General features: G+C 61.3%; 25 protein-coding genes. 7 read left to right on the forward strand and 18 right to left on the reverse strand.

What is annotated here, in order from left to right:
• The 4 genes from Q4P21_RS10375 to rimP all read right to left on the reverse strand — a co-directional run.
• On the reverse strand, positions 1 to 357 hold a 357-nt coding region (locus Q4P21_RS10375; RefSeq protein WP_303388701.1), incomplete at its 3' end, for a translation initiation factor IF-2 N-terminal domain-containing protein.
• Between the two features lie 161 nt (positions 358 to 518).
• Positions 519 to 815, reverse strand: a complete 297-nt coding sequence (locus Q4P21_RS10380) for a YlxR family protein (protein ID WP_369598888.1) — start codon at positions 813 to 815, stop codon at positions 519 to 521.
• Between the two features lie 138 nt (positions 816 to 953).
• Positions 954 to 1,925, reverse strand: coding sequence for a transcription termination factor NusA (gene nusA / locus Q4P21_RS10385; RefSeq protein ID WP_303388703.1), 972 nt, complete (start codon positions 1,923 to 1,925; stop codon positions 954 to 956).
• A 2-nt stretch (positions 1,926 to 1,927) separates the two neighbouring features.
• Positions 1,928 to 2,557, reverse strand: a complete 630-nt coding sequence (gene rimP / locus Q4P21_RS10390; protein WP_303388704.1) for a ribosome maturation factor RimP — start codon at positions 2,555 to 2,557, stop codon at positions 1,928 to 1,930.
• Positions 2,558 to 2,876: 319 nt separating this feature from the next.
• Here rimP and Q4P21_RS10395 point away from each other — a divergent pair, with 319 nt between their 5' ends.
• The 3 genes from Q4P21_RS10395 (at position 2,877) to Q4P21_RS10405 (ending at position 5,707) form a co-directional block, all read left to right on the forward strand.
• A complete protein-coding gene (locus tag Q4P21_RS10395) occupies positions 2,877 to 3,821 on the forward strand; it encodes a DUF4439 domain-containing protein (protein ID WP_303388705.1) in 945 nt (314 codons plus the stop codon).
• Between the two features lie 75 nt (positions 3,822 to 3,896).
• On the forward strand, positions 3,897 to 4,628 hold the full coding sequence (locus tag Q4P21_RS10400; RefSeq protein ID WP_303388706.1) for a VIT1/CCC1 transporter family protein: 732 nt from the start codon (positions 3,897 to 3,899) through the stop codon (positions 4,626 to 4,628).
• 86 nt (positions 4,629 to 4,714) lie between these two features.
• Positions 4,715 to 5,707 carry an aminoglycoside phosphotransferase family protein gene (locus Q4P21_RS10405; protein ID WP_303388707.1) on the forward strand — a complete coding sequence of 331 codons (993 nt, stop codon included), beginning with the start codon at positions 4,715 to 4,717 and terminating at the stop codon, positions 5,705 to 5,707.
• Here Q4P21_RS10405 and Q4P21_RS10410 read toward each other — a convergent pair.
• Both Q4P21_RS10410 and Q4P21_RS10415 read right to left on the reverse strand, forming a co-directional pair.
• On the reverse strand, positions 5,704 to 6,525 hold the full coding sequence (locus Q4P21_RS10410; RefSeq protein ID WP_303388708.1) for a TSUP family transporter: 822 nt from the start codon (positions 6,523 to 6,525) through the stop codon (positions 5,704 to 5,706). The genes Q4P21_RS10405 and Q4P21_RS10410 overlap by 4 nt on opposite strands.
• A 166-nt stretch (positions 6,526 to 6,691) precedes the next feature.
• A complete protein-coding gene (locus tag Q4P21_RS10415; protein WP_303388709.1) occupies positions 6,692 to 8,485 on the reverse strand; it encodes a proline--tRNA ligase in 1,794 nt (597 codons plus the stop codon).
• A 245-nt stretch (positions 8,486 to 8,730) separates the two neighbouring features.
• Between Q4P21_RS10415 and Q4P21_RS10420 the strand changes: the two genes are divergently transcribed.
• From Q4P21_RS10420 to Q4P21_RS10430, 3 genes are all read left to right on the forward strand, one after another.
• Positions 8,731 to 9,498, forward strand: coding sequence for an ABC transporter ATP-binding protein (locus Q4P21_RS10420; protein ID WP_303388710.1), 768 nt, complete (start codon positions 8,731 to 8,733; stop codon positions 9,496 to 9,498).
• Positions 9,499 to 9,506: 8 nt separating this feature from the next.
• Positions 9,507 to 10,250 carry an ABC transporter permease gene (locus Q4P21_RS10425; RefSeq protein ID WP_303388723.1) on the forward strand — a complete coding sequence of 248 codons (744 nt, stop codon included), beginning with the start codon at positions 9,507 to 9,509 and terminating at the stop codon, positions 10,248 to 10,250.
• Between the two features lie 100 nt (positions 10,251 to 10,350).
• Positions 10,351 to 10,635, forward strand: coding sequence for a hypothetical protein (locus Q4P21_RS10430; RefSeq protein ID WP_303388711.1), 285 nt, complete (start codon positions 10,351 to 10,353; stop codon positions 10,633 to 10,635).
• Positions 10,636 to 10,652: 17 nt separating this feature from the next.
• Here Q4P21_RS10430 and Q4P21_RS10435 read toward each other — a convergent pair whose 3' ends face one another.
• The 12 genes from Q4P21_RS10435 to Q4P21_RS10490 form a co-directional block, all read right to left on the reverse strand.
• Positions 10,653 to 12,023: a DUF2252 domain-containing protein gene (locus Q4P21_RS10435; protein WP_303388712.1), complete on the reverse strand. Its 1,371-nt coding sequence runs from the start codon at positions 12,021 to 12,023 to the stop codon at positions 10,653 to 10,655.
• 118 nt (positions 12,024 to 12,141) lie between these two features.
• Positions 12,142 to 12,675, reverse strand: coding sequence for a PadR family transcriptional regulator (locus Q4P21_RS10440; RefSeq protein ID WP_303388713.1), 534 nt, complete (start codon positions 12,673 to 12,675; stop codon positions 12,142 to 12,144).
• Positions 12,676 to 14,703: an FAD-dependent oxidoreductase gene (locus Q4P21_RS10445; protein ID WP_303388714.1), complete on the reverse strand. Its 2,028-nt coding sequence runs from the start codon at positions 14,701 to 14,703 to the stop codon at positions 12,676 to 12,678. It lies immediately after the preceding gene.
• Between the two features lie 225 nt (positions 14,704 to 14,928).
• Positions 14,929 to 15,822 (reverse strand): DUF4081 domain-containing GNAT family N-acetyltransferase, encoded by an 894-nt coding sequence (locus Q4P21_RS10450; RefSeq protein WP_303388715.1) that lies wholly within the window; start codon positions 15,820 to 15,822, stop codon positions 14,929 to 14,931.
• Positions 15,779 to 16,945 carry a flavodoxin-dependent (E)-4-hydroxy-3-methylbut-2-enyl-diphosphate synthase gene (gene ispG / locus Q4P21_RS10455; RefSeq protein ID WP_207344544.1) on the reverse strand — a complete coding sequence of 389 codons (1,167 nt, stop codon included), beginning with the start codon at positions 16,943 to 16,945 and terminating at the stop codon, positions 15,779 to 15,781. Before ispG ends, Q4P21_RS10450 begins: the two co-directional genes overlap by 44 nt.
• Before the next feature lie 130 nt (positions 16,946 to 17,075).
• Positions 17,076 to 17,369 carry a YciI family protein gene (locus Q4P21_RS10460; RefSeq protein WP_303388716.1) on the reverse strand — a complete coding sequence of 98 codons (294 nt, stop codon included), beginning with the start codon at positions 17,367 to 17,369 and terminating at the stop codon, positions 17,076 to 17,078.
• A gap of 9 nt (positions 17,370 to 17,378) precedes the next feature.
• Positions 17,379 to 17,894, reverse strand: a complete 516-nt coding sequence (locus tag Q4P21_RS10465) for a hypothetical protein (RefSeq protein ID WP_303388717.1) — start codon at positions 17,892 to 17,894, stop codon at positions 17,379 to 17,381.
• 59 nt (positions 17,895 to 17,953) lie between these two features.
• Positions 17,954 to 18,580, reverse strand: coding sequence for a MarR family transcriptional regulator (locus Q4P21_RS10470; RefSeq protein WP_303388718.1), 627 nt, complete (start codon positions 18,578 to 18,580; stop codon positions 17,954 to 17,956).
• Positions 18,581 to 18,670: 90 nt separating this feature from the next.
• Complete coding sequence (locus tag Q4P21_RS10475; protein ID WP_303388719.1) at positions 18,671 to 20,281, reverse strand: FAD-dependent oxidoreductase; 1,611 nt, start codon at positions 20,279 to 20,281, stop codon at positions 18,671 to 18,673.
• 514 nt (positions 20,282 to 20,795) lie between these two features.
• Entirely contained in the window at positions 20,796 to 22,127 is a 1,332-nt protein-coding gene (locus tag Q4P21_RS10480) for an RIP metalloprotease (RefSeq protein WP_303388724.1), read from the reverse strand.
• 22 nt (positions 22,128 to 22,149) lie between these two features.
• Positions 22,150 to 23,364 (reverse strand): 1-deoxy-D-xylulose-5-phosphate reductoisomerase, encoded by a 1,215-nt coding sequence (gene dxr, locus Q4P21_RS10485; RefSeq protein WP_303388720.1) that lies wholly within the window; start codon positions 23,362 to 23,364, stop codon positions 22,150 to 22,152.
• A 54-nt stretch (positions 23,365 to 23,418) separates the two neighbouring features.
• Positions 23,419 to 24,180 (reverse strand): metalloregulator ArsR/SmtB family transcription factor, encoded by a 762-nt coding sequence (locus Q4P21_RS10490; protein ID WP_303388721.1) that lies wholly within the window; start codon positions 24,178 to 24,180, stop codon positions 23,419 to 23,421.
• Between the two features lie 132 nt (positions 24,181 to 24,312).
• Here Q4P21_RS10490 and Q4P21_RS10495 point away from each other — a divergent pair.
• Positions 24,313 to 25,381: hypothetical protein (locus Q4P21_RS10495; protein ID WP_303388722.1), on the forward strand; the 1,069-nt coding region annotated here is incomplete at its 3' end.

The raw sequence follows: 25,381 nt of genomic DNA on the forward strand, positions 1-25,381 counted from the left end.
GGCTGGCGCAGCGGCCGGGGCTGGGGCAGCAGGTGCCGGAGCTGCCTTGGGGCCCGGAACAGCAGGGCCGGGCGCAGCCGGGGTGGCGGATTTCGGTGTAGCTGCGGCCTTCGGGGCGGCTGCCTTGGGCGTTGCTGCCATGGGCGCCGCAGCTTCAGGCGCTGCCGTGGCAGCCGGGCTGGACTCTGCAGGCTTTGCAGCTGCAGGGAAAGCGTCGCGAAGCTTCTTCACGACGGGGGCCTCAATGGTGGAGGATGCCGAACGAACGAATTCGCCCAGTTCCTGCAGTTTGCTCACTGCTTCTTTTGAGGTGATGCCGAGCTCTTTTGCAAGCTCGTGTACGCGGGCCTTGGCCACATTTCTCCTGTCTCGGCCCGCACCGGACAGGTACGAACCGTTTAATTCTTACTGCGCCATTCCATGTCGGAATAGGCGGCGTGAGAGCACATGAAATTGCTCATTTTTGGGCACTCATCGCTGGGTACTCATCGGGTTTCCATCGGTTTTCTGACCCGCTTTCACAAAGGGACAATTAGGTTCGTATGTTCATGGCCAGCCATAAGCGGCAGACCATTTTGCGCAAACGCTTCAACCTCGCTCACATTGGTGACCCCCGGAAGGGCCCTGCCAATGGCGCGGCGTTTGATCGCCTGCTTCCAACATTCCAGCTGGGGATGCAGCCAAGCACCCCTGCCAGGCATACGGCGCAGAACGTCCACCAGCGCCTCCGTTTCACCGGAGCTGTTGATGGACCTCACGAGCCGCACAAGTTGAAACCGTGCTTCTGCTTTCCTGCAACCAATACAAGTCCGCACTGCTTCGCTGGTTTTGGCGGTTTCGCTTGGCGCTACCGCTACTTTCTCAACCAACTCTGCCGTACCTTCGGGTATTTGGGGTGTCAGGGCAGCTTCAGGCCCGGTTCTCCTTATTCTAACGCGCCCTCAACCTCAGACCTAAACTGCGGCGGCGTCGGAGACGATGTCAATGCGCCAGCCGGTGAGCTTGGCGGCCAATCGTGCGTTCTGGCCTTCCTTGCCGATGGCCAAAGACAGCTGATAATCAGGGACGACGACTCGTGCTGAACGCGCTGCCTCATCAACTATGGTGACTGAAATCACCTTCGAGGGTGAGAGCGAATTGGCGATGAAAATGGCTGGATCTTCGTTGAAGTCAACGATGTCAATCTTTTCGTCGTTGAGCTCGGTCATGACGGCACGGACTCGCGAACCCATTTCTCCGATGCACGAGCCCTTGGCGTTGACGCCAGCCTTGTTGGCCTGGACGGCAATCTTGCTGCGGTGGCCTGCTTCACGGGCCAGCGCAACGATTTCGACAGTGTTGTCAGCAATCTCCGGAACTTCCATTTCGAAGAGCTTGCGCACCAAACCTGGGTGTGACCGAGACAGCGTGATGGAAGGGCCCTTCAGCCCCCGATGAACATCCACCACGAACGTGCGGATACGGCTGCCGTGACGGTAGTCCTCCCCCGGCACCTGCTCATTCGGAGGAAGCACGCCCTCCACAGCACCCAAGTCGACCTGGATCATGTTGGGGTTGTTTCCCTGCTGGATCTGGCCGGAGACCAGTTCGCCTTCCTTGCCGCGGAACTCGCCCAAGACGGCGTCGTCCTCCACATCCCGCAAACGCTGCAGAATGATCTGGCGTGCCGTGCTGGCAGCAATACGCCCAAAGCCCTTCGGTGTGTCATCGAATTCCCCGATGGCTGCGCCGTCGTCGTCCAGTTCAGCGGCCCAGATGGTGACGTGGCCGCTCTTGCGATCAAGCTCGGCCCGTGCGCTCTCATGGGCGCCGGAGGACTTGTAGTAGGCCATCAACAAGGCCTGCTCAATGGTGGGAATCAGCATGTCCAATGGGATTTCCCGTTGGCGCTCCAGCTCCCGCAATGCGCTCATATCTATGTCCATGGTCAGCTTCCCTCTCCATCAACCGCGTTGCCGCTGGCCGCTTCAAATTCCAAATCAAGCTCAGCCTCGTCGAGGCGAGCAAACTCAAGTTCAACAACACCTCGGCGAATGGCCGTGAACAAAACCTTTTCAGGTTCTCCCTGTTTGGGTTTCATACCCTTTTTGACGGGCAGTTCAGGCTTGAAAAGCACGCCGTCGTCATCCACGGCCAGAATACGGCCCACAAAGTTCTCCCGGTCCGAGGCACTGACCTTGGCCATGCGTCCCAGGGCCCTGCGCCAGTGGCGGGGTTCGGTCATGGGTCGGGTGGCGCCAGGTGAAGAGATTTCCAGGTCGTAGGCGTTTCCGTCGTCGTTCGGGTCCGTGTCCATCACGTCCGAAAGCTCACGGGAAATGGCTGAAATTGCATCGAGGCCGACCCCGCCAACTGCATCTTCGGGCAGATCGACAATCACAGAGACCGTGCGGTGGGATCCGGCAAAGTGGACCTTGACTTCTTCCAAGTACAAGTCTGCGGCTGCCACGGTGGGGGCAAGGAGTGTGTGAAGTCTGAGCGCTTCAGCAGCGGAATCCATTGCCGAGGGCTTGTTCCCTGAGCGTGCGGCCGTTTTCGGCCTGTCTGGCTTCGTCATAAAACGCACGCCTCCCTATTGATGATGTTGTAGGTATATAGACTACCGAGTTTCCACGCCCGCTGCGCAACGATCCAGTGTGAGTATGGACGCATCCAGCCACTGCACAACGCTTTGTGGGTGCAGGTGGCGGGGTTCAATCATGAGATGATCAGAAGTTGTGAGCAATCCACCATCCCAGCCCGTCCCGGAGAACTCCCCGTCGGGAGCCAACCCCGGGAGCAAAGCCGCCCGGAGTTCACGTAAAGGCCCTGTCGCTTTCCTACGCGGCCTATTTTTCCTCCTTGTTATTTCGGCACTTGTGGTTGGCCTCGGAACCGTGATTTCAGATCATGAAGAGGAGACCGCCAGTCCCCCACAGACCGAGCTGCACCGGCAGGAGGCGTGGAAAACCACTAACACATTGGCCACCTACGCCGCAGCACTGAGCAGTTCCTCAGTGCCTGCCAAGACTCAGCAACTGCTGCAGCAGACGGCCAAGGACCTTTCAGTGCAGTCTGCCGCGCTCGGTGACGGCTTGGCTCCGAGTACCGCAGAAGCCACGGCTCCCACCACTTCCTCCCCCACCCCTCCACCGACAGTGGCAGAACTGCAGCACGCCCTCAGTGCAAGTGCAGAGACGTTGCTAACCCACGCCCTGACAGCCGATCACGCCATGGGCAGGGTCTTTGCCGCAGTGGGCACCAGCCAACAGTTCCAGGCCAAGGATCTTGCGGCCGCAGCGGGGGTTGTCCTTCCGCCCTCCAAATTCCTACCAGCCAACGTCGATTTCCCAACACCTGCGGGACCGGAGTGTTCCTCCACATTGGAACCACGGCCAGGAGCCACAGTCGATGCAGCGTTGCACGCTGCTGCATTGGGTGAGCAAAAGGCCAGCTACGCCTATCAGGTGTCCACAGCCCGCATGTCCGAACCGCGGTTTAGCCAGTCTGCAGACCTGCTGGCACGTCATCAGGACAAGTTGGTGGTGCTCAATGCCGAACTCAAGCTTCGGTGCCTGCCGCAGGTCACCCCGGTGGCAGGGTTCATCCTGGATTCCACGTTCACCGCCCATCCAGAAACTGCCTTGGCCGGGTTGGAAGCCGAGTTGGAGACCATTTACGCCGATCTTGCAGCTCTCAGTGCACCCCGTGGCCAGGACACCACAGCCTTGGTGGCCAACGGCACGCTGCGGGAAATCTCCGTTAGCTGGCTACTCGACTCCGCACAGACTCAAAAGTTCTGGGGCGGCACAGTCGGTGCATTGGCCGGAATCGCCCACTAGCGAGGATAGCCAAACCTCAGCGAGGACATCCTTTCCTTGCTGGCGGCAAGAAAACGGTAGTGCTTTGCTGGAAACATGAAGCGAGCAGAAGAGTTGACACCACCGCGGGCACTCTCGACAACAGGGGAAACCGCCCAACGTTTGAACTGGTTGCGGGCAGGGGTATTGGGCGCCAATGACGGAATCGTGTCCGTCGCCGCAGTAGCCGTTGGCGTAGCCGGCGCCACGACCAGCAGCGGACCTATCCTGACAGCTGGCATGGCCGCTCTGATCGGCGGAGCCATTTCCATGGCCCTGGGTGAATACGTTTCGGTGAGCAGCCAGAGCGACAGCCAAAGAGCCACGATCGAACAGAAGCGGGCAGACCTGAAGGCGCACCCCGAAAAGAATTTGGCCGAGTTGGCACGAAACTATGAGAACAAAGGACTGTCCCCGTCCACTGCGGCGCTGGTCGCCGACGAACTGACGGAAAGTGACGCCCTCGGCGCCCATCTGGCAGCAGAACTAGACCTTGAAGAGGACCACGTAGTCAGCCCATGGCACGCAGCCTTCGCCTCCGCCGTCGCTTTCACGCTGGGGGCGCTGCTACCGCTGCTGGCGATCCTGCTTCCCCCGGAACACCTCCGGGTGCCCGTCACGTTTGTGTCGGTGTTGCTGGCTTTGGGCATCACGGGTTGGATCGGCGCCATCATCGGTGGCGGTTCGCGCAACCGGGCGGCAGCCCGGGTCGTAGTGGGCGGGGCATTGGCCCTGGCTGCCACGTTTGCCATCGGTCGTCTACTCGGCGCCAGCGGGCTGGTGGGCTGAACCGGCGTCGAACGTTCCCTGCACCCTTCCCTGTGAACGTTCGACGGCGCCCGGCCCACCCAGGTGCCACCGGCTAAGCTCAGGTTGTGACAACTCACCTTCAGATCCCCGAGTCCGTGCGGGTGCGCCACCGGCAAAGCCGGGAGGGGCGCACTTGGCTGGGGCGGTTGCCCGGGTTGGTCGCAGAGGCTCTGAAGCAGTGGCGGCTGACACTGGACCTGCCTGTTGGAGAGTTGCCGTGGCACGGGCATACGGCCATGGTGATTCCGGTGCTGACCGCGCACGGAGCGGCAGCCGCGCTGAAAGTGTCGTTCCCTTGCGAGGAGACACTGCTGGAACCGGTTGCCCTGCAGTTGTGGGGTGGCCGCGGCGCTGTGCAGCTTCTGCACAGCGACTCATCGATGGGTGCCATGGTCCTTGAACGCCTCGACAACACCCGATCCCTGATGGATTTGCCCATTGACGAAGCCATAGCCCGGTGGGGCGGACTGCTGCGTGACTTGAGCATTCGTCCTGACGCCCGCCCTGAATGGCAGCAGTTTCCGGAAGTGGCCGCCACCGCTGAACGGTACTGCGACGAACTGCCGCAGCGTTGGGACGAGGCGGGGGAACCCTTTCCCCGTTGGCTGCTCGAGGCGGCACTTGAGGTGTGCCAAACACGGGGGTCAGTGGCACGGCGCAGCAACAACGACGTCCTCATCCACACCGATCTTCACTACCTCAACGCATTGGCGCGGAGGGGATCCAATAGCTACCTGGCAATAGACCCGCAGGCATTGGTCGGTGATCCGGAGTATGCCGTGGCACCTTGCCTGTGGAACCGACTGCGTGACTTGCCGCAGCGGGGCGCCGAAGCCGCGCTCCGGGCTCGCGCCGCAGAACTGTCAGCCGCGGCCGGGCTGGACGCCGAACTGGCCGTGGCGTGGTCCATTCTGCGCGAGGTGGAAAATGCCCTCAGCTATCTGGAATCACCCGGCCATGCCCGCGATGCGCAACGCTCCTTGTGGGTGGCCAGCACGCTGGCGGCCAAGACGCTTCCGGGTCTGCCCTCCGCGCACGAGCTTGACGTGCTCTACTAACCGTTGAACCAGCTCAGGGTTGCGTGGGCCAGGTTCTCGTTCCACACGTCCACACCGAGCTTGATGATAAGCGCGCCAACGACCAACAAGAAGACCACCCGGATGAACTTGCTGCCCTGTTTCACCGCTGTGCGGGCGCCGAGGTAGCCGCCGGCCATGTTGGCCCCGCCCACGGCCAGGCCCACACCCCACAACAGCGAACCGTGGGGGAGGAAGAACATGAGAGCACCGGCATTGGTGGCCAGGTTGACGATTTTCGCCTTGGCGCTCGCTTCCAGGAAGGCATAGCCCATGAGCCCCACCAGGGCGATCACCAGGAACGAACCGGTGCCGGGGCCGATGAGGCCGTCATAAAAGCCGATCAACAGCCCAATGATGCACGCCACGGCATAGTGTTTGCGGCCCGTATGACGCAGTGCGGTCAGTTCCCCGATATTGGGTTTGAACGCCGTGAACAGCAGCACCGCCACGAGTGCCGCCACGATGATCGGCTTGAACACAGACCCGGGCAGGCTGGCTGCCACCACTGCCCCGCCCACGCTTCCCAGCAGCGCAACACCGGCCATCGGCAGAGCCGTGCGCATGTCCGGCTTGACCCGTTTGTAGTACGTGACCGAGCTGGTGGCCGTGCCGAAAATTGACCCCATCTTGTTCGTCGCCAGCGCTTGAATGGGTGTAATGCCCGGGATCATCAACAAGACTGGAAGCTGCAGCAGTCCCCCGCCGCCCACCACCGCGTCGATCCAACCAGCGGCAAAACCGGCTACCAGGATCAAAATAATGGTCGCTGTGGTGATGTTCTCAAAGCCCGAAATCATGCTTTCCTATCTATGGGTGGGCAGGCCTAGCCTGCCCACCCATCGGGCGGCGGTGCCGGCGTTTTTTGTAGTCCGGCGTAAAGGAGACCGTAAGGCCGCCCACGGCCGTCGGTCGGATAGCCGGATGGAAAACGCCGGCACCGCCGACCCCCGGTTTGTGGAGAAGTTATGCCTTGTCGAGGATGTACTGCACGGCCTCGGCTACGGGAACGTTGTCGGCGACGCCGGTGGCGCGGTTCTTGATCTCCACGAGCCCTTCGGCCAATCCGCGCCCTACAGCAAGGATCGTGGGGACGCCAAGGAGCTCGGCATCGCCGAACTTCACGCCGGGGGAAACTTTCGCGCGGTCGTCGTAAATGACTTCAAGGCCGGCTTTTTCAAGATCGGCCGTCAGCTGGGCCGCTGCTTCAAAGATCTCCTCGCCACGGCCCACCGCCACGACGTGGACGTCGGCCGGGGCCACGTTGGCGGGCCAGATCAGGCCCTTGTCGTCGTGGTTCGATTCAGCCAGGGCTGCGACGGCGCGGGTGATGCCGATGCCGTAGGAGCCCATGGTGACAACGGCCAGCTTGCCGTTCTTGTCCAGGACCTTCAGGCCCAGCGACTGCGCGTATTTGCGGCCAAGGGCGAAGATGTGGCCCATTTCAATGCCGCGAGCCGTTTCCAGCGGACCTGAGCCGTCGGGGGCAGGGTCGCCTTCGCGCACCTGTGCGGATTCAATGGTGCCGTCCCAGCTGAAGTCACGCCCGGCGACCAGCCCGAAGACGTGCTTGCCGTCTTCGTTGGCTCCAGCGATCCAGGTGGTGCCGGGTACAATGCGCGGGTCCACCAGGAACAGCAGTTTCGTGGAGCCTTCCGTGCCAAGGACTGCGGCATCCAGGGACTGTCCGGGGCCCATGTAGCCCTTGACCAGGCCGGGGTGCTTGCGCAGATCGGCTTCGCCGGCCGGTTCAACACCCACTTCCCCGCCAATGCTCAGGTGCATGCCAATGTTGGCTTCAATGCGCTTGAGGTCAACGTCGCGGTCCCCGGGCAGTGCCACAACCACCAGCTGGCGCTCACCGGTGGGCAGGTCGACAGCCAGTACCACGTTCTTGAGCGTGTCCGCAGCTGTCCATGGTCCCTCTGCGCGCGGTGCCAGCTCGTTGGCGGTGGCGACCAGGGCTTCGATCGTGGCAGAGTCAGGGGTCTCGCGAACCACGGCCGCGGGGGCGTTGGCGTAGTCAATGTCAGCAGGGACCACGGTGGTGACGGCTTCAACGTTGGCGGCATAGCCGCCGGCCGAACGCACAAAGGTGTCCTCGCCAATGGCCACGGGGTGCAGGAACTCTTCGCTCTTTGAACCTCCCATGGCACCGGCAGTGGCGGCTACAGGGACCACTTCCAGGCCCAGCCGTTCAAAAATACGCAAGTAGGCACCGCGGTGGGCCATGTAGCTGGCGTCCAGTCCGGCGTCGTCAATGTCAAAGGAGTAGGAGTCCTTCATGATGAACTCACGCCCACGCAGCAGGCCGGCACGGGGCCGGGCCTCATCGCGGTACTTGTTCTGAATCTGGTACAGGCTCAGCGGCAGATCCTTGTAGGAGGAGTACAAGTCCTTGACCAGCAGCGTGAACATTTCCTCGTGCGTGGGCGCCAGCAGGTAGTCGGCGCCCTTGCGGTCCTGCAGACGAAAAATGCCGTCGCCGTACTCAAGCCAGCGATTGGTCACTTCATACGGTTCCTTGGGCAGCAGTGCCGGGAAGTGGACTTCCTGGGCGCCAATCGCGTCCATCTCCTCGCGCACAATGGCCTCCACCTTGCGCAGCACACGCAGGCCCAGCGGCAGCCACGTGTAAATACCCGGGGCGGCACGGCGAATGTAGCCGGCACGCAGCAGGAGTTTGTGGCTGTCGACCTCGGCGTCGACGGGGTCTTCACGCAGGGTGCGTAGAAAGAGGGTGGAAAGGCGAAGTGCCACGCGGAATCTTCCATTTCTTGAAGTGGGTGGGTGCCGCCGTAAGTTCAGGCGGACAGGTACTAATGTACCGGTTCGCAGGCCCTGCTGGCACACCTGCTCCTCGGGGAGTTCCATCAGGCCCCTGCGATATTGGACAGCATCCACGGCTGGGTCTAGTTTGATGGTGACAGCACCGGAACCGGCAGCTTGGAGCCAGCATGTCCCACAGAGCCACAATGCCAGTCCCAGAGCCGCCTTTTGCCCCCATGCCTGCCAACCCTGCGGGCGCTGGCGGTTCTATGGGCGTCAGTGTGGAGGGTCTGCGCGTGTTCCGCGGCAAGAAGCAGGTCCTGGCCAACATTTCCTGCAACATTCCGGAGGGGCGCATCACGGGTTTGCTGGGCCCTTCGGGGAGCGGCAAGACCACCTTCATGCGTGCCCTGGTGGGGGTGCAAAAGATCACCGCTGGCACGCTCACGGTGTTGGGCCGCCCGGCAGGCGATCCGAGGAACAGGCACGACGTCGGCTACGTCACCCAAGCGCCCAGCGTGTACCCCGATCTGAGCGTCTTGGACAACGTACGGTATTTCGCCTCGGTGCACGGCGGCAGCCGAGAGGACGCCGATGCTGTGTTGACCGCCGTCGGGCTTGAAGATGTGGCCACGCGCAAGGCATCCAAGCTTTCCGGTGGACAGTTCAGCCGGGTGTCGCTGGCGTGCGCGCTGGTGGGCAAGCCCAAACTTTTAGTCCTGGATGAGCCGACCGTGGGCCTGGACCCAGTGCTGCGGGCTGAATTGTGGGGCCAGTTTTCGGCCATGGCTGCTGCGGGCACCACGCTGTTGATCTCCAGCCACGTTATGGAGGAGGCAGGGCACTGTGATTCGCTGCTGCTGTTGCGCGGGGGCCTGCTTTTGGCGCAGCTCACACCAGCGCAATTGCGCCAACGCGGCGACACCGACGACCTTGAACTGGCTTTTCTGCGTCTGATCCGGGCAGCCGAAGCGGATGCCGGCGGCGCCGAGGCGGCCTCGTGAACGTCGCCATGATGTGGTCCACGTGCCTGCGCGTGCTTCGCCAGCTCAAGGGCGACCCGCGCAGCATCGCCTTGATCCTGGTGGTTCCGGCTTTACTGTTGGCCCTGGTGTATTGGCTGTACGAAAAAGAAACACTGGCTCCCGGCATGCCACGCACCTTTGACCGGGTGGGGTTGATGATGCTGGGCATCTTCCCGTTTGTGGTCATGTTCCTGGTCACATCCATCACCATGTTGCGCGAGAGGATCTCTGGAACCCTGGAACGCCTTCTGACCACGCCCGTCCACAAGGCCGACCTGCTTTTTGGCTACGCACTGGCGTTTTCCATCATGGCGGCCCTGCAGGCACTGGTCGCAACGGCAACGGCATACTGGATCTTTGGGTTGAAGATTGCTGGCAATGCGGGCTGGGTGGTACTGATTTCCGTGTTGACGGCGGTGCTTGGCGTAGCCTTGGGGCTGCTCTGTTCCGCCTTTGCCACCACTGAGTTTCAGGCCGTGCAGTTCATGCCGGTGGTAGTCATTCCACAAATTCTGCTGTGCGGGCTCTTTGTGGCGAGGGCGCAAATGAACGGCATCTTGGAGGCCCTTTCCAACATCATGCCGCTGAGCTACGCCGTTCACGGTTTGCAGGAAGTCGCCGGTCATGCCGATCCCACCTCATCATTACTCACGGACTTGGTGGTGGTGGCTGCTTTTGTTGTGGCAGGCCTGCTGCTGGCGTCACTGACGTTGCGGCGCCGCACTAGATAAGTGCAGCGGCCGGGTCAGGCGGTCCCGTCCATGGGGAGCCCTGCCCATCGCCTGCCGCCCACCCTGCAAACTAGGGTTGAGGCTGTTCAATGAGGCAAGCATGGGAGAAATAGTGAGCACTGGCCTTTACGGCGCAGACCCGGAGGAGTTGCATCATTTCGCCCGGGATCTTGACCTCGCCCACACAGTCCTGCTGACTATCAAGCAGGAACTGAACACCCGCATCACCTCGCGCTTGCGCTGGGAGGGGCCTGACGCGTTTGTCTTCCGGCATGCGTGGCAATCCTCCTACGCTCCTGTCATTGCGCAGACCGCAGCCATGCTCAAAGCCACGGCGCAACTTGTCACCGCCCAGGCCAACGAGCAGCACGAAGCCAGCCGATAGCCGGTAGCACCCAGCCGCTAGCCCGGTGCGCTGGCTATGGCTCCTGACTTCACGGCATCGACGAGTTGCTGGTGATCAACGGCAGTCTGGTCGGCGTAGGCCACGGCGAATCGGCCGAGTGCCTCATCAAATTTTCGGCCCTTCCCGATGTAGGCGTTGATGGCGGTCGGGTCACCACTGCGGGCGTGGGAGCGGGCCAGGACTCCGCCGCAGGCAGTGGCGAACTCGACCAGCCGTGGGGCGAGAATCTCGGCGTCGGCGATGACTTTCATGTCACGGAACTGCCGCACGTAGAAGTCGAGTCCCTGGTCTGAGGTCCAACCGACGAAGATGTCGGTTGCGCTCTGGATCAACCGCTGCCCGGTAACCACCCGCTGGCCGTGGTTTGTGTGCACGCTGGCCCCGGCGAACGGCTCGTACACGGATGGCCCGGCCTGCTTGATCTGCAGGAACAGCGGATCGTTGTCATGGCATCCGTTGAGCAGCAGCAGGTAGACCCGCATGCCCACACTGCCAACGCCGACGATCTGTTGGACGGCATCCTGCGGTGTGAAGCCATCCAACAGGTGCCTCCGGTCTTCCTCCAACGATTCCCGATAGGCGTTGTAGACCGCGCTTGCGGGTGTGGCTTTCAGGTGTGTGCGGGTGGGGGGTTGCTCGCTGATCTGCAGCCTACCGCCAACTTTTTCGATCAGTTTCTTGGCGGCGCCAGCACTGGTCTTCTTGACGGCCGATTTTGCGATCAACGAACTGGCACGCTTCTGGTCCTTGGTGGTGAAGACGCCGATCAGATCGTCAACTGTCACCTTGTCATACCAAATAAACAGCTGTTTGGCAGTGCTGTACTTGGCCATCCGGGCGCGATAAGCTGCAAGGCATGCTGCAACCGCCCTGTCCGCCACGGTCTGTTTCAGGCCCGAGTCCCTGGCCAGGACCACGATGCTGGCGACGAGGCGCGACACGTCCCATTCGAAAGGCCCGGGCAGAGTCTCATCAAAATCACGGAGGTCAAAGGAGAGATTGCGCTCGGGGGTGGCCCACAATCCGAAATTGAGGATGTGCGCATCCCCGCACATCTGGACGGTCAGCCCGCTGTTCGGCCGTGATCCAAGATCTGCTGCCGCAACGGCTGCCGCCCCGCGGTAGTAGGTCCAGGCAGATGCCGACATGCGGCCGTGGCGGATGGGCAGCAAATCACTTTGCCGAATGGCGCTCTGGGCCAGGATAGTCTCCAGTGCGTCGTGGCCGCGGCTCTGCGGATTCCAGTCTCCAAGTTGGGCCGGATGGATACGATCTCTTGCTGCCCGGCCCTGGGTCTGCCGTTGTGCGGTGCTGAGAGACGAATTCACGTCGAACTGAACCGGGGAGATGCTGGTGGTGACCGCCATGTGCATAGTCCGTTCTCCAATGGGGCACCGTGCCCTGCCGCGTTACCCAGTATCCGCTGCGCCGACACCGCAGGCAAGATGACAGCAGGCACAACCTCTATCCGCCCGCGCCGCGTGGCTATTGGAAACCGGGCCCTTCCAGCACTTCTTCGCACCATGCCAGCCATGAAGTCTCGTACACAATCCCCGCACGCAGCACAGCCCATTGCAATTCATCAGCTGTGGAACGCTGTATCCCGAGAGGAAAATCGTGCTGTTCAATGGCTTCATAGCGGGCAAGAACATCCCGGTGCAGGCTCTGCTGCCGACGCATCTCAGCAGCAATATCCACCGTCCCCAACACGGCGGCCGCACGCATACGCAGCAATAGTTCGTCACGGATGGGGCGCAGTTCCCCCTGCCCGGCACACCAGGCTTGCAGCAAATCCCGCCCCGGGGCCAGCACGGTGAAATGTCGTTGCCGGCCACGAGCCGTGGGTAGCCCGTACGCCGCTATCAGCCCGTCTCGCTCCATCGACCCCAACTCCCGGTAAATCTGCTGGTGCGTGGCCTGCCAAAAATATCCCAACGATTTATCAAAGCGCCGCGCCAATTCGGCCCCCGAGCACGGCATTTCCAACAAGGACGTCAGGATCGCCTGGGTCAGGGACATTTAAATCACCGCTGCCAGCCGCGTGCCCTGATCGATGGCACGCTTGGCATCAAGCTCAGCTGCCACATCCGCTCCCCCAATCAGGTGCACGACGGCGCCCGAGGCTTCCAGCCCAGCCTGCAGTTCCCGCCGGGGATCCTGACCGGTGCACAGGATGACGGTGTCCACGGCGAGCACAGTGTCCGTGCCGTTGACGCTCAGGTGGAGTCCGGCGTCGTCAATCCTTTGGTATTCCACACCGGGGACCATCTGGACACCCTTGGCCTTCAGCGTGGTGCGGTGGATCCAGCCGGTGGTCTTGCCGAGGCCGGAACCAACTTTTGTTTCCTTGCGCTGGAACAGGCCCACGCGGCGGTCGGGACGCTCCGGCTCAGGGCTGGTGATGCCGCCAGGGCCGCTGTAGGTGGTGTCGATGCCCCACTCGCGGTAGAACTTCTCCGGTACGAGCGTGGCGCTGGTGCCTTGGGCCGTGATGTATTCGGCCACGTCAAAGCCGATACCGCCAGCGCCGAGGATGGCGACGTTGGCGCCCACCTCCTTTTTATCGCGCAGCACGTCCAGGTAGCTGAGCACGCTGGGATGGTCCACGCCGTCCAGCTCAGGAGTGCGCGGGAGGACACCGGTGGCTAGGACGATCTCCTCGAAGTTCTCAGCGGTAAGGGAGTCGATGGTGGCCAGCGTGCTCAGGCGCAGTTCGATGCCACGCAGCTGGATTTGGCGGTTGAAGTAGCGGATGGTTTCGTGAAATTCCTCCTTGCCGGGGATTTGCTTGGCGAGGTTGAACTGTCCGCCGATCTCCACCGCGGCCTCAAACAACGTAACGGAGTGGCCACGTTCGGCAGCCGTGACGGCAAAGGCAAGGCCTGCAGGGCCGGCACCCACGACGGCAATTTTTTTCGGATGCGCCGTGGCTTCAATGGTGATTTGAGTTTCGTGGCAGGCGCGTGGGTTGACGAGGCACGAGGAAGTCTTTCCCACGAAGGTGTGGTCCAGGCACGCCTGGTTGCAGGCGATGCAGCTGTTGATTTCATCGCTTCGTCCGGTTGCTGCCTTGCGCATGAAGAACGCGTCGGCCAGGAATGGCCGGGCCATGGAAACCATGTCTGCGGTGCCGTCGGCCAGGAGCTGTTCGGCGACGTCGGGGGTGTTGATCCGGTTGGTGGCGATCAACGGAATACCGACGTGGCCCATGAGCTTTTTTGTGACCCATGCGTAACCGGCCCGCGGTACGGACGTGGCGATGGTGGGGATCCGGGCTTCATGCCAGCCGATACCGGTGTTGATGATGGTGGCACCGGCCTTTTCCACGGCCTGGGCCAATTGGATGACTTCCTCCAGCGTGGAGCCACCTTCGACGAGGTCGAGCATGGAGAGCCGGTAAATGATGATGAAGTTCGCACCTACACGTTTCCGGGTGCGCCGGACAATTTCCACCGGGAAACGCATCCGGTTCTCATAGCTGCCGCCCCATTCATCGTCGCGGTGGTTGGTGCGCCGGGCCACGAATTCGTTGATCAGGTAGCCTTCAGAGCCCATGATTTCCACACCGTCGTAGCCGGCGTCCTTGGCCAGCTGTGCGGCACTGGCGAAGTCTTCAATGGTGGCCTCCACCGCTGCTCTGCTTAGCGGGTTCGGGGTGAGTGGGCTGATGGGGGCCTGCACCGCACTGGGCGCAACGAGGCCGGGATGGGCTGCGTAGCGGCCAAAATGCAGCAGCTGTAAGGCGATTTTGCCGCCCTCTGCATGGACGGCCTCGGTGACTACTTTGTGCTGTTCGGCTTCTTCGGGCGTGCTGAGCTTGGCCCCGCCCTTCATGGGGCGGCCGGCGTCGTTCGGGGAAATGCCGCCAGTCACCATCAAGGCGACTCCCCCTCGGGCGCGCTCGGCATAAAAGGCCGCCATGCGCTCAAAGCCGCCCGGAAGTTCCTCGAGTCCCACGTGCATTGAACCCATCAGCACCCTGTTGGGCAGCGTGGTGAATCCCAGATCCAACGGGGTGAACAGGTGGGGAAACTGACCAGCATTCATTCAACGACTCCCTTTCGCAACAAGTTGCATAAGCGTAGCGCGAATCCGGTGACGTGCGTTACACGACTTGCCTGCGCAGCCAAAGGCATCCGTGCAGACGTGGTGGAACAAGTGCGGTGCGTGAGGAGGAAGCCGTTAGATCTCATCAGAGCTGCGCGAATACTCCCTGAGTTCAGAGCACAGGGTACTTGCAGCCGCAGAGGTGGCGTTGGAATCGCGCGCGGACTAAAACAACACGGTGGCGAAGGTGCCCACCTGTTCAAAGCCGACATGCTTGTACAGTGCCCTGGCCCGGGTGTTGTAGTCGTTGACATACAAACTGGTGATCGGTGCGTGGGCCTGGGCTAGCAGCACCACGGCAGACATGTAGGCTGCGCTGAGCCCCATTCCCCTGTAATCGGGGTTCATCCACACCCCCTGCACCTGGGTGGCGAACTGTGTCACGGCACCCAGATCAGCTTTGAAGATGACTTCCCCAAAGGCACCCTGGTGGCTGAAGGAATGGCCGTGACTGATCAACCACGCAACACGGCGGCGGTAGTTTTCCTCACCACCCAAGAACGGAGAGTAACCCACCTCTTCTTCAAACATGGCGGCTGCAGCGTCAAGGAGTTCATTGAAATGTTTTGTTTTGCTCACTGTCAGCAAGGAATTTGGGGGCAGTAGCGGCGTGCCTGAAATACTCAGAAGCGGCTGGTTGGCACGAACCTCTTGAGCTTGGATACCGGCCTGCTCCAGCACGCTCATGAGCGAAAGGGTGGCGTCGGCAGGACCAAAAATGGAGGCGTGCGGCTGCCAGTGCGCCACAATCCATCGGCCAAAAGCTGCTGCTTGTTCGCTGTTTGCTTCAATGGGGACCACGTTGGAACCCACCCAGCAGGCGGCATCCAGCGTCACGCCGTCGTCCGCGAAATGACCCAGAATGACGGAGCCTGGGAAAGAAGGAACGGCACTTTTGTTGTGGCTGACCAAGGAGTCAACGAAGACGTTTGCAACCCGGTCGCGTGCGATCAGAGTCCGGAGCGCGCCCGTGTCCTCGTGGACGAGGACGCGCACCGATTCACGGCGGGTTCCGCTAGGAAACGTTAACCACGGGGCCACCCTTGAGATTCGTGTCATCCGCTTCGGACTCCATCTCTTCGGCAAGCCTCATTGCTTCTTCAATGAGTGTCTCAACAATTTGGTCTTCAGGGACAGTCTTGATGACTTTTCCCTTCACAAAGATCTGTCCCTTGCCGTTGCCCGACGCCACGCCGAGGTCAGCTTCCCGAGCTTCACCCGGACCATTGACGACGCAGCCCATGACAGCCACGCGCAGCGGAACTTCCATGCCCTCAAGTCCGGCGGTGACTTCTTCCGCGAGCTTGTAGACGTCAACCTGGGCGCGCCCGCAGGACGGGCAGGAGACAATTTCCAGCTTGCGCGGACGCAGGTTCAGCGACTGCAGGATCTGGTTGCCCACCTTGATTTCCTCAACCGGCGGAGCGGACAGGGAAACGCGAATGGTGTCGCCGATGCCCTTGGACAGCAGGGCGCCGAAGGCCACGGCGGACTTGATGGTGCCCTGGAACGCAGGGCCAGCCTCGGTGACGCCCAGGTGCAGGGGCCAGTCGCCTTGTTCGGCAAGCATCTCGTATGCGGCAACCATGATGACCGGGTCATTATGCTTGACGGAGATTTTGAAATCGTGGAACCCGTGCTCTTCAAACAAGGACGCTTCCCAAACAGCCGACTCCACCAAGGCTTCGGGGGTGGCCTTGCCGTACTTCTTCATGATGCCAGGCTCCAACGAACCGGCGTTGATGCCAATCCGGATGGAAGTGCCATGGTCCTTGGCGGCCCTGGCGATTTCCTTGACCTGGTCATCAAACTTTCGGATGTTACCGGGATTCACCCGGACTGCCGCACACCCGGCCTCAATGGCGGCAAAGACATACTTGGGCTGGAAGTGGATGTCTGCAATCACGGGAATCTGTGACTTGCGGGCAATGATCGGCAGCGCTTCGGCGTCGTCCTGAGACGGGCAGGCCACACGGACAATATCGCAGCCGGACGCAGTCAATTCAGCGATTTGCTGCAAGGTGCCGTTGATGTCAGTGGTGGGGGTGGTGGTCATGGACTGAACACTGATGGGCGAATCCGACCCCACACCCACGGGGCCGACCTTGATTTGCCGGGTCTTGCGCCGGGGTGCGAGCACGGGCGGTGGCAATGGCGGCATGCCGAGACTGACGGAGGTCAAAATATGCTCCTTGAAGTTCACTTTTCACATATCACGACAGCGGTGCCGGTTTTTGGCGCCGCAAAAGGAATCTCGCAATATCTATCTTTGATTGTAGGCGTGTTCCCCGTTAGGCGCGGAACACTGAGGTTCAGCCCACGTAAGAGCTGAGCTTGCCAATCACCGGATTCCAGCCTGAAATCTTCAGTCCCGTGACACCGCCACCGCGGGTCATGGGGTCCTGCGAAACAAGATCTTGCACGGCGGCTTCGTTCTCCGCACGGAAAATCAACAGGGCTCCGGCTCCATCGGCATAGGGGCCGGAAGCTAAAACAACGTCAGCGGCTGCCTGTTCGGCAAGCCACTGCCGGTGCTTTGGACGGTGTACCACACGCTCTGCTTCAGCTTCAGGACCATAAACGTACTCAACAGCAAAAATAGACATGCTTTCAGCCTATAGCAGGAGCGCTTTCGTGAGCACCGCAACACTGGCCGAGAACAACATGGAGGCCAACGTGCCGATAATGAACCGTTCGCTGGCGGCCGGTGTGCTTTTCAATTCCGGGTACCTGCCCAGGCCCTTGATGGCCACAACGTAAGCGATCGCCACAGGCTGGCCTGAAAGGATGGCAACCGCCACCGCAGCACGCTCCAGCATGCCAATGAGAAGTCCGCCACGCAAAACCCCCAAGGGCGGAGCCTGTGCGGGGGTGGCAACCACCACGCTGTCCGCGGCAGAAACTGCTGCCGGTGCCGAGTCAAGTTCCGGTTCCGGGTCCAGGGTTGGAAGGTCGGCCGTGGCCGAGATGTCCAGCGTCGGGCTTTCCGCTCGTGTTGCGGAAACACCGGATTCAGCGGCATCCAGGGCTCGAACGGGCCGTGATTTCGCCAACGCAAGCATGCCCGCTGTGACAGGCCAGCCACCCACCACGCCCACGAGCAGTGCCGCGGCTATCCATAGCGCATCCATGGTCCTCCTTGTGTCAGCAATCCGATGGAGCAGCAGCTGACCGTGCTGCGCCTTCGAATCTATCCGTTGGCACGGACATTCAGTGCCAATTGGGCGTGTTGGAGCAGTAACAAAGCGGCCCGACGGCCTCCCCACTCTTCCGCGCGCCCAGACCGGACAATCGCCTTGCTGACAGCTTGCGGGCTAATCTGCAACGTTGCGGCAATCTGCTTTTGCGTCGTTCCCGGGGAAGCATCCAAGGCATCAAGCACGCGCCATTCAGCTGCCGACCTGCTCCGGACCACATCTCCCGTCAAGGCAAGCACTGCCTCCACAGCATCAGCCCAGACCGCAGCTGCTGCGTTGGGAGTTTTCACTGACAAAGGAACGCGATCACCGGTCTTTTTGGCCGCATCAACCGCCTCACGGGCAGCCACGAAGGCCTCGCCTGAGGCTTCCCTGGAGCTCGTCGGAAGCGGGACATCGACACGACCGATCCCAATTCCGACGTACCAGTCCTTCTCCCGGAGGATGCGCGCAACCGCTTCAACCACCTCTTGGGGTTCATCCAGAAGCCCTTGAACTTCATCTCCCACTGAACGCTCAAACGGCAGAATAGTTGTCAAGTTCTCAAGGACTTTCAGCAGCTGCGGCACCTTGTCGCCATGGCGGCGACTACCCCGTTGGTCGATCGTCAAAACAAACATAAATAAACCATAAGTGTTTGTTTTGGAACAATCAACCATTGGTGGGTGATACGGTCCACGGTCTCCGCACGTCTGTGGAACTTGGAATGGTCACCGCCGGGGCAGGTTGTCCGTGATGGCGGTCACTCCCCGCAAAAGAGCGGATGCCCACCGTGCTCGAGCCGTACGCGCGAGCTCGGCGACTTCGATGTTGATGCGGTGTTGGATGTTGAGATATTCGAGAGTGGACGACGCAGCCTGACGGCCTGAGACGGCGGCCTGTTCCATTGTGGGTATCTTCCACTTGCCCGGGACTGTGACGACTTCTCCGGCCAGGAACACGCCGGGCAGCTTCGTAACGGGACCCACTTGTGGGTCGTCTGCGGAGCGCACATAGATCTGGGACTTGTTCACCCACCGCCTGCCGTCGACGTGTTTGCGGCCGAATTCCGCGGTCTCCACCTGCGCGTAGGGCTCCCAATCGGCCGTGAATTCGAGGTAGACGGGGTCCGAGACCGCCCGAAGGACGATTTCGGCACGTTCGACTTCATCGTCAATCCCAAGCTGGAAGAGGATCTCGTGCAGCGCCTCGTCCGGCGTGCAGTCCATGAAGGCTTTGCCATGCAGCGAGCCCTTGTTGTGCGGCGAACTGCACGTGGCCGACAGGCTGTAGGGAGCACTGTGGGGAAACTCGACATCGTTCCAGAAACTGCCATTGTGTTGGATCTGGAAGACAATGTTCCACGGCGCATCGAAGCAGAGATTGTAGGAACGTCCCGCGAATGGAACCAGGGCCTCAGGCAACGCGGCCATCGGAAACTGTGACCCGAACGACCACTCGTCACTGAACGGGCGCGCGCTGTCGATGAGCCCGACACTCCACATCACTTCGTGCGGCACGGCCATGACCACGGCGTCGAAGAGGTTCCCGTCCATCGTGCCGCTGCCGGTGTGGATCTCATACTGTTCCCCCCGGGGAGCCAGATTGGTCAGCCGGGTGTCATAGACAAATTTCACACCCCGGGAGGAGAGAATATCGACCAAGGCAGCCACCGCATCGGAGGTCGGGCGGTTAAAGCAGTAGGACTTGGAATGCCCTCCCGGCGGTAGCTGCGGTGACTCGGTCATCGGCATGAACATCAGCAGAAAGCTGTCCATGATGTCCACGGCCTTGCTGTGCATGCGTGCGCCAGTGAGAATCCCGAACCAGTTGATGATGAATTGCTGCGTTGCCGGACTGAAATCGTCGACGCCAATCACATCGCCGGCTTTCTGGTGAGCCATCCGCTCGCGCTCGTCATCCGACGCGTTGACGTGACGGAGAATCTTCTGGGCCAGATGGATCATGTCGGGCACGGAGAGGTCGAACGTCTCAACCAAATCCCTCACAGTGCCTGAATCGATGGACGTTGTGCGGTCGACGCCAACGTGTTTGCCGGTGGCGCGCTCGTAGAAGTTGTACTCAGCTACAGGTTCGAGATAGTCCAGAATGCCGGCTCGAGCAAAGATATTGAACAAAGAGTAGTACGTCGAGGAGAGCGCACGAATTGAGTGCTCCTCGAAGCGCTGGGACTCTGCATTGAAATAACCGCGCATCTTGCCGCCGCACTCGGAGTCGGCCTCGAGCACAGTGACATCGACGTCGTCATGTTCACTCAGTTCGAAGGCCGAGACCAGTCCCGAGATTCCGCCGCCGACTACGACGATCTGCTTGTTCGCCATGAAGGACTCCTTAGGTGTTGATTGCTCTAACCGTGTTCATGCGAAGGACTGCATCCGGCTCGCCCGAACACCCCGCCGTTGTGGAGGACCTGGCGAGCGGAACAGGGATCGTACCCACTCATTAGCAAGGTTATCGAATTCTTGTGCGCCCTGCGATGAAATTTAAGGACTGTCCATTTCTTCTGGAATCGGGACAGAAAAACACCGGGTCTCAATGGAGCGCTGCTGGCTCAGTGACCGGCGGCCCGCTGTTGATACTGCAGCTCCTGCGGGTCCCCGCCCCGATCACCCGCAGGAGCTGCAGTATGGATGAGAAACGGACAAACACACCGCGGTGCGGATGCGTGCCCACCCAATGATGTCGCAGAGCCGTTCACAGGGGCTCAAGGTCCTCCCTGTGCAAGTAATTCCGAGAATGTTTTGACGTGGCTTTGCTGCAGCGTGGCATGATCCTCGGCCCAGCGCCACCTCATCCAGCAAACTCCGCCCACAGGAAACCATGCCGGTCAGCCGGTCAGCCGAACAGATTTACTGGTTTCACGATGTCGGCGTAGATCAACAGCGCGCCCATGGCCATGAGGACCACGGCCGCGACATAGGTGACAGGCAGGAGCTTGGCAATGTCGAACGGGCCTGGATCCTTGCGTTTGAACACCTTCGCCACCGTGCGCCGGGCGCCCTCGTAGAGCGCACCTGCCACGTGTCCGCCGTCGAGCGGCAGCAGGGGAATCAGGTTGAAGACGAACAAGGCCAGATTGACCCCCGCCAGCAACCCTGTCAGCGTGGCTACGCGTGAACTCAGCGGGATCTGTTCCATGGCAGCTACTTCACCAGCCACGCGCCCCACGCCCACCACGGAGATGGGGCCGTTCGGATCACGCGGTGCAGAGCTAAATGCGGCTTGGGCAATTCCGACAAGCTTTTGCGGAAGCTGGAAGACCACTCCGCCAATCGCCACAATATTGTCTCCCACGGCAGGCAGCACGGCCGACGCCGGTTCACGCACCAGTGCGGAAGTGGGGCCGACACCTAGGAACCCAGCCTGGACTGTGACGGTTGTACCCGTGGAATCGACCTCGGCCTGGCCATTGGCACCTACCACCGGACGTGCGGTAAGTACAGGTGTGATGGTGGTGGTGATCGTCTTTCCGGCGCGATCATACACCAATGGAACCGTCTTCCCGGCGGAAGCACGCACCTGTTCGGTGAATGTGCTCCAGTCGGTAACGACCCTGCCGTCAAATGATTTCAACGTGTCGCCTGGTTGCAGCCCGGCAGCAGCGGCCGGTGTCTTGGTGCACGTGCTCAGATCGGAGGGCGCCGGAGCCCCAAAAGCGACCTGGCAGGCGTTCACCTCGGACAAGGTGGTGGTGGCTTGCGCCGTGCCGAAGCCCATCAGCAGCACGGCCATGAGCACCACACCGATGAGCAGATTCATCAACGGGCCGCCCAACATGATGATGATCTTTTTCCAGACGGGCAGTTTGTAGAAGACCCGGTTCGCGTCGTCGGGCCCCACTTCCTCGTGGGCTGCGCTACGCGCCTCGGTGGCGAGGGTCTGGAACATGCCAGTACTGGAGGGGCGGACGCTGCCGTCGCTGGGGTTTGGCGGGTACATACCGACCATGGCCACGTAGCCACCGGCTGGAATGGCCTTGACCCCATACTCAGTCTCGCCTTTTGTCCGTGACCACATGGTCGGCCCGAAGCCAATCATGTAGCGGGTGACGCGGACATTGAACCATTTAGCGGGCAGCAGGTGGCCCACCTCGTGCAAGGCGATGGAGACGGCGATGCCAACGGCCACGAAGACCACTCCGCCAATGAAGAGCAATACAGTCACAATTTACTTTCTCGCTACGAAAATCTCAGCCTTTGCCGGCCAGTAACTCATGGGTCCGGGCACGTGCCCACTCCTCAGCTTCCAGCACGGTTTCGAGCGTCAGCTGCGAGCCGGGTGTGTGTTCACTGAGAACTTGGGCAATGGTGTCCACAATATCCAGAAAGCCTATCCGCCCGGCGTGGAAGGCGTGGACCGCTTCCTCGTTCGCCGCGTTGTACACGGCGGGGCAGGTGCTCCCCCGCCGGGCAGCTTCCTTTGCAAGTTCGACGGCAGGAAAGGCCACGTTGTCCAACGGTTCAAACGTCCAGGTGGCCGCCTTGCTCCAGTCGCACGGTGCCGTGGCGCCCAGAACCCGCTCGGGCCAGCCCAATCCCAGCGCGATCGGCAGCCGCATGTCCGGCGGCGACGCTTGGGCGATGGTGGATCCGTCGGTGAATTGCACCATGGAATGCACCACCGACTGCGGGTGCACCACTGCTTCAATCCGGTCCAACGGGACATCAAAGAGCAGGTGCGCCTCAATGATTTCCAGGCCTTTGTTGACGAGGGTGGCGGAGTTGGTAGTGACCATCAAGCCCATGTCCCAAGTGGGGTGCTTCAGCGCCTGCTCCGGCGTCACATCCGCCAGTTCCTCGCGGCTGCGCCCACGGAAAGGTCCGCCGGAGGCAGTAACGATCAGTTTGTCCACCTCGGCCGCAGTGCCTGCACGTAGCGCCTGTGCCAGGGCGGAGTGCTCGGAATCAACCGGAACGAGCTGCCCGGGCGAGGCGGCTTCCTTGACGAGAGCCCCTCCCACAATCAGCGATTCCTTGTTGGCCAGAGCCAAAATGGCCGAAGTGCCCAAAGCGGCCAAAGTTGGCGCCAGCCCAATGGAACCGGTGATGCCATTAAGCACGACGTCGGCCCCGTCACCAGTGCCTGCACCCCACCCCGCGATGGACGTTGCGGCAGCAGGGCCGGAAAGAACCTCCGGCGCGAAGCCTGCCAGCCCGGCCGCCTCGGCGCAGGAGGCAATGAGCGAACGCAACGTTACGGCGTCGTCCGAGGCTGTGCCCACGGCCAAAACCCGCAGCTGAACGGCCTGCTCGGCAAGCAGTTTCAGGTTTCCGCCGCCAGCGCTTAGAGCAGTCACGCTGAAGCGCGGCGTTCCGTCTTCCAGCGTGGCTTGTCCGACGACGTCAATCGCCTGTGTGCCGATGGAACCGGTTGAGCCGAGAATGATTATTTTGCGATGCTCCATGTGTTCAAGTATTCCGCATCGCGGCAGAGTTCCGCTCTGCGAATTCCGATGCGGTCATGGGGCCCGCTCTTCTGTTGCGACGTGACGGCCTGAAGTCGGGCGGCGGATTCCGTTTGTGTCTTCGACTGGGTCTGAATTCCGCTCCAGTTGGGCATTGCGGATGACGACGCAGCAGCGGTTTGGCGCGAAGTTTAGTTCAGCGCGGGCGTCCTGTTGGTTGCCGCCATCGAGCATGCCTTGGATGAGGTTCAGGTTGAGGTCGCAGACAACGTCCTTGTGGTCCTCGACGAGGGCGTGGAAGGGACAGTTGCACAGCTCGATGCAGCCATCGTCAGTGGCCCGTGGCTGGTAGCCGCTGCCGTTCAAAACAGCGATCAGGGTCCTGCCTTGGCCCGCACCGGCTTGTTGGCCAGCGTCGTAGGCGGCGAGGTTGACGGCTTGCTGCACGGCACCTGTGGGATCGCGGTCCACCGAGGAAACAAGAAGACGTGCGAGCAGTTCGTAGTCACGCGGCGGAACACTGACGGCCAAATCCTCCTCGACCAACCGATACAACTTCGCGGGCCGGCCAGCGCCGGGACCGCTGCGTCCGGCCGGACGGGCATAACTGGCACGCAACAGTCCAGCCTCAACCAGCTTGTCCAGATGGTAGGCAGCCAAGGTGCGGCTGATCCCTGTCGCCTCAGCAGCCAGATCACGCCCCGCAGGCTGTTCGCAATCGCGCACGTACTCATAAAGCCGTCGGCGCACGGGATCATCCAAGCTGCCCAATCGGGACAGGACTTCCGGGTCAAGTGGGGACTCATCAAGTGCCATGCTAAAAGTCTATAACTAATTAGTGTTGACAGCGGGGATTCGTGAGTTCATTCTATAGTCAACGTTTGTTAACGTTAGTGTCGGTTCGCCATTCCGGTGCTCCCCCGCTGCTGACCTGATGGAGGGAACGTCATGTTTAATTCTCTAGTTGCAAGCTCACCCGGCCGTGGGGAACCGCCAGATACTGCACATCCCCGGCCATCCTGGAGGCGCCTGGGCTTTTTGCTCGCACTGGCTTCCGCACTGGCCCTGGTCATTACGATGATGGCAGCACCCCCGCCGGCCCATGCACTGTCCAACCTGGACGGAGAATGGACAGTGGTCCATGGCGGAACGGGACAGGTTTCCCTCAACGCCGACGGAAGTTACACCTCCACCTGTGTGGCCTTCCCCAACTACACGGACGCTTGGTGCCCATCGCCATCAGGCACCTTTCAACGAAGCTCGAACTCCTATGTTGACTTCCACGGAGCTGACGGCAGCACGGTCTCTTACCGCTATTCCGGCGACGTTCAACACCCGGACACCATCACGTCGTACTTCGGCAGCCGCGGACACGCTGAACTGGTAATGAAGGCTGGCTCCAGTTTCGTCTGCACCTACTGGAGTGACACCGCCACCGGGCTCCTGAGGTGGGGCCCAAGTCCGCTGGTGGAATATGACGAAGCCGCCGACATGCTCTATGCCACCGGTTCACACGACCCGATTGGACCAAAAAACATCAGTACCGGCGTAAACCTGATCGAGACCGCGACGAACTACTTCGAACGCGGATATGCGTGCCCGAAACCACCCGCACTCCCCGTCATGGGTGTCGACAGCATCCTCGACGCCAGCGTCCTCAGCCCTAATCCGGACGTATGGGTACCAAAAGCAACCGTGTCGATCAAGGACCAGACAGGAGCCCCAGTCTCGGGCGCAACCGTTAGTGGATGGTTCACCGGTGCCGGCTTCGGAGGCGACTGCGTCACCGTAGCGGACGGCACATGCACTATCGGCGGCCTGTATGGGGTCGGTGGTGGGCTCGTGAGTTCAGGGTTCAGTACGAATTCCGTCACGAAGGACGGGATGACTTGGGATGGGAAAAACCTGCCCTTCACGGTTTACAACCCAAGCTTAGCCACACCGACACCGACGCCAACCACGAGCCCGACACCAACGCCGACACCAACCGCAACGCCAACACCGACACCGACACCGA

The sequence above is a fragment of the Arthrobacter sp. genome, from assembly GCF_030540645.1.
GTDB lineage: Bacteria > Actinomycetota > Actinomycetes > Actinomycetales > Micrococcaceae > Specibacter.

Coding starts and splice junctions, on each gene's coding strand:
- Q4P21_RS10440 (WP_303388713.1), bottom strand. CDS start 12,675: ATGTCCCTGACCCAGGCGATCCTGACGTCCTTGTTGGAAATGCCGTGC.
- Q4P21_RS10410 (WP_303388708.1), bottom strand. CDS start 6,525: ATGATTTCGGGCTTTGAGAACATCACCACAGCGACCATTATTTTGATC.
- Q4P21_RS10445 (WP_303388714.1), bottom strand. CDS start 14,703: ATGAATGCTGGTCAGTTTCCCCACCTGTTCACCCCGTTGGATCTGGGA.
- Q4P21_RS10420 (WP_303388710.1), top strand. CDS start 8,731: ATGCCTGCCAACCCTGCGGGCGCTGGCGGTTCTATGGGCGTCAGTGTG.
- Q4P21_RS10450 (WP_303388715.1), bottom strand. CDS start 15,822: ATGACACGAATCTCAAGGGTGGCCCCGTGGTTAACGTTTCCTAGCGGA.
- nusA (WP_303388703.1), bottom strand. CDS start 1,925: ATGGACATAGATATGAGCGCATTGCGGGAGCTGGAGCGCCAACGGGAA.
- Q4P21_RS10460 (WP_303388716.1), bottom strand. CDS start 17,369: ATGTCTATTTTTGCTGTTGAGTACGTTTATGGTCCTGAAGCTGAAGCA.
- Q4P21_RS10400 (WP_303388706.1), top strand. CDS start 3,897: ATGAAGCGAGCAGAAGAGTTGACACCACCGCGGGCACTCTCGACAACA.
- Q4P21_RS10435 (WP_303388712.1), bottom strand. CDS start 12,023: ATGGCGGTCACCACCAGCATCTCCCCGGTTCAGTTCGACGTGAATTCG.
- Q4P21_RS10430 (WP_303388711.1), top strand. CDS start 10,351: ATGGGAGAAATAGTGAGCACTGGCCTTTACGGCGCAGACCCGGAGGAG.
- rimP (WP_303388704.1), bottom strand. CDS start 2,557: ATGACGAAGCCAGACAGGCCGAAAACGGCCGCACGCTCAGGGAACAAG.
- Q4P21_RS10425 (WP_303388723.1), top strand. CDS start 9,507: ATGATGTGGTCCACGTGCCTGCGCGTGCTTCGCCAGCTCAAGGGCGAC.
- dxr (WP_303388720.1), bottom strand. CDS start 23,364: ATGGAGCATCGCAAAATAATCATTCTCGGCTCAACCGGTTCCATCGGC.
- Q4P21_RS10490 (WP_303388721.1), bottom strand. CDS start 24,180: ATGGCACTTGATGAGTCCCCACTTGACCCGGAAGTCCTGTCCCGATTG.
- Q4P21_RS10465 (WP_303388717.1), bottom strand. CDS start 17,894: ATGGATGCGCTATGGATAGCCGCGGCACTGCTCGTGGGCGTGGTGGGT.
- Q4P21_RS10470 (WP_303388718.1), bottom strand. CDS start 18,580: ATGTTTGTTTTGACGATCGACCAACGGGGTAGTCGCCGCCATGGCGAC.
- Q4P21_RS10475 (WP_303388719.1), bottom strand. CDS start 20,281: ATGGCGAACAAGCAGATCGTCGTAGTCGGCGGCGGAATCTCGGGACTG.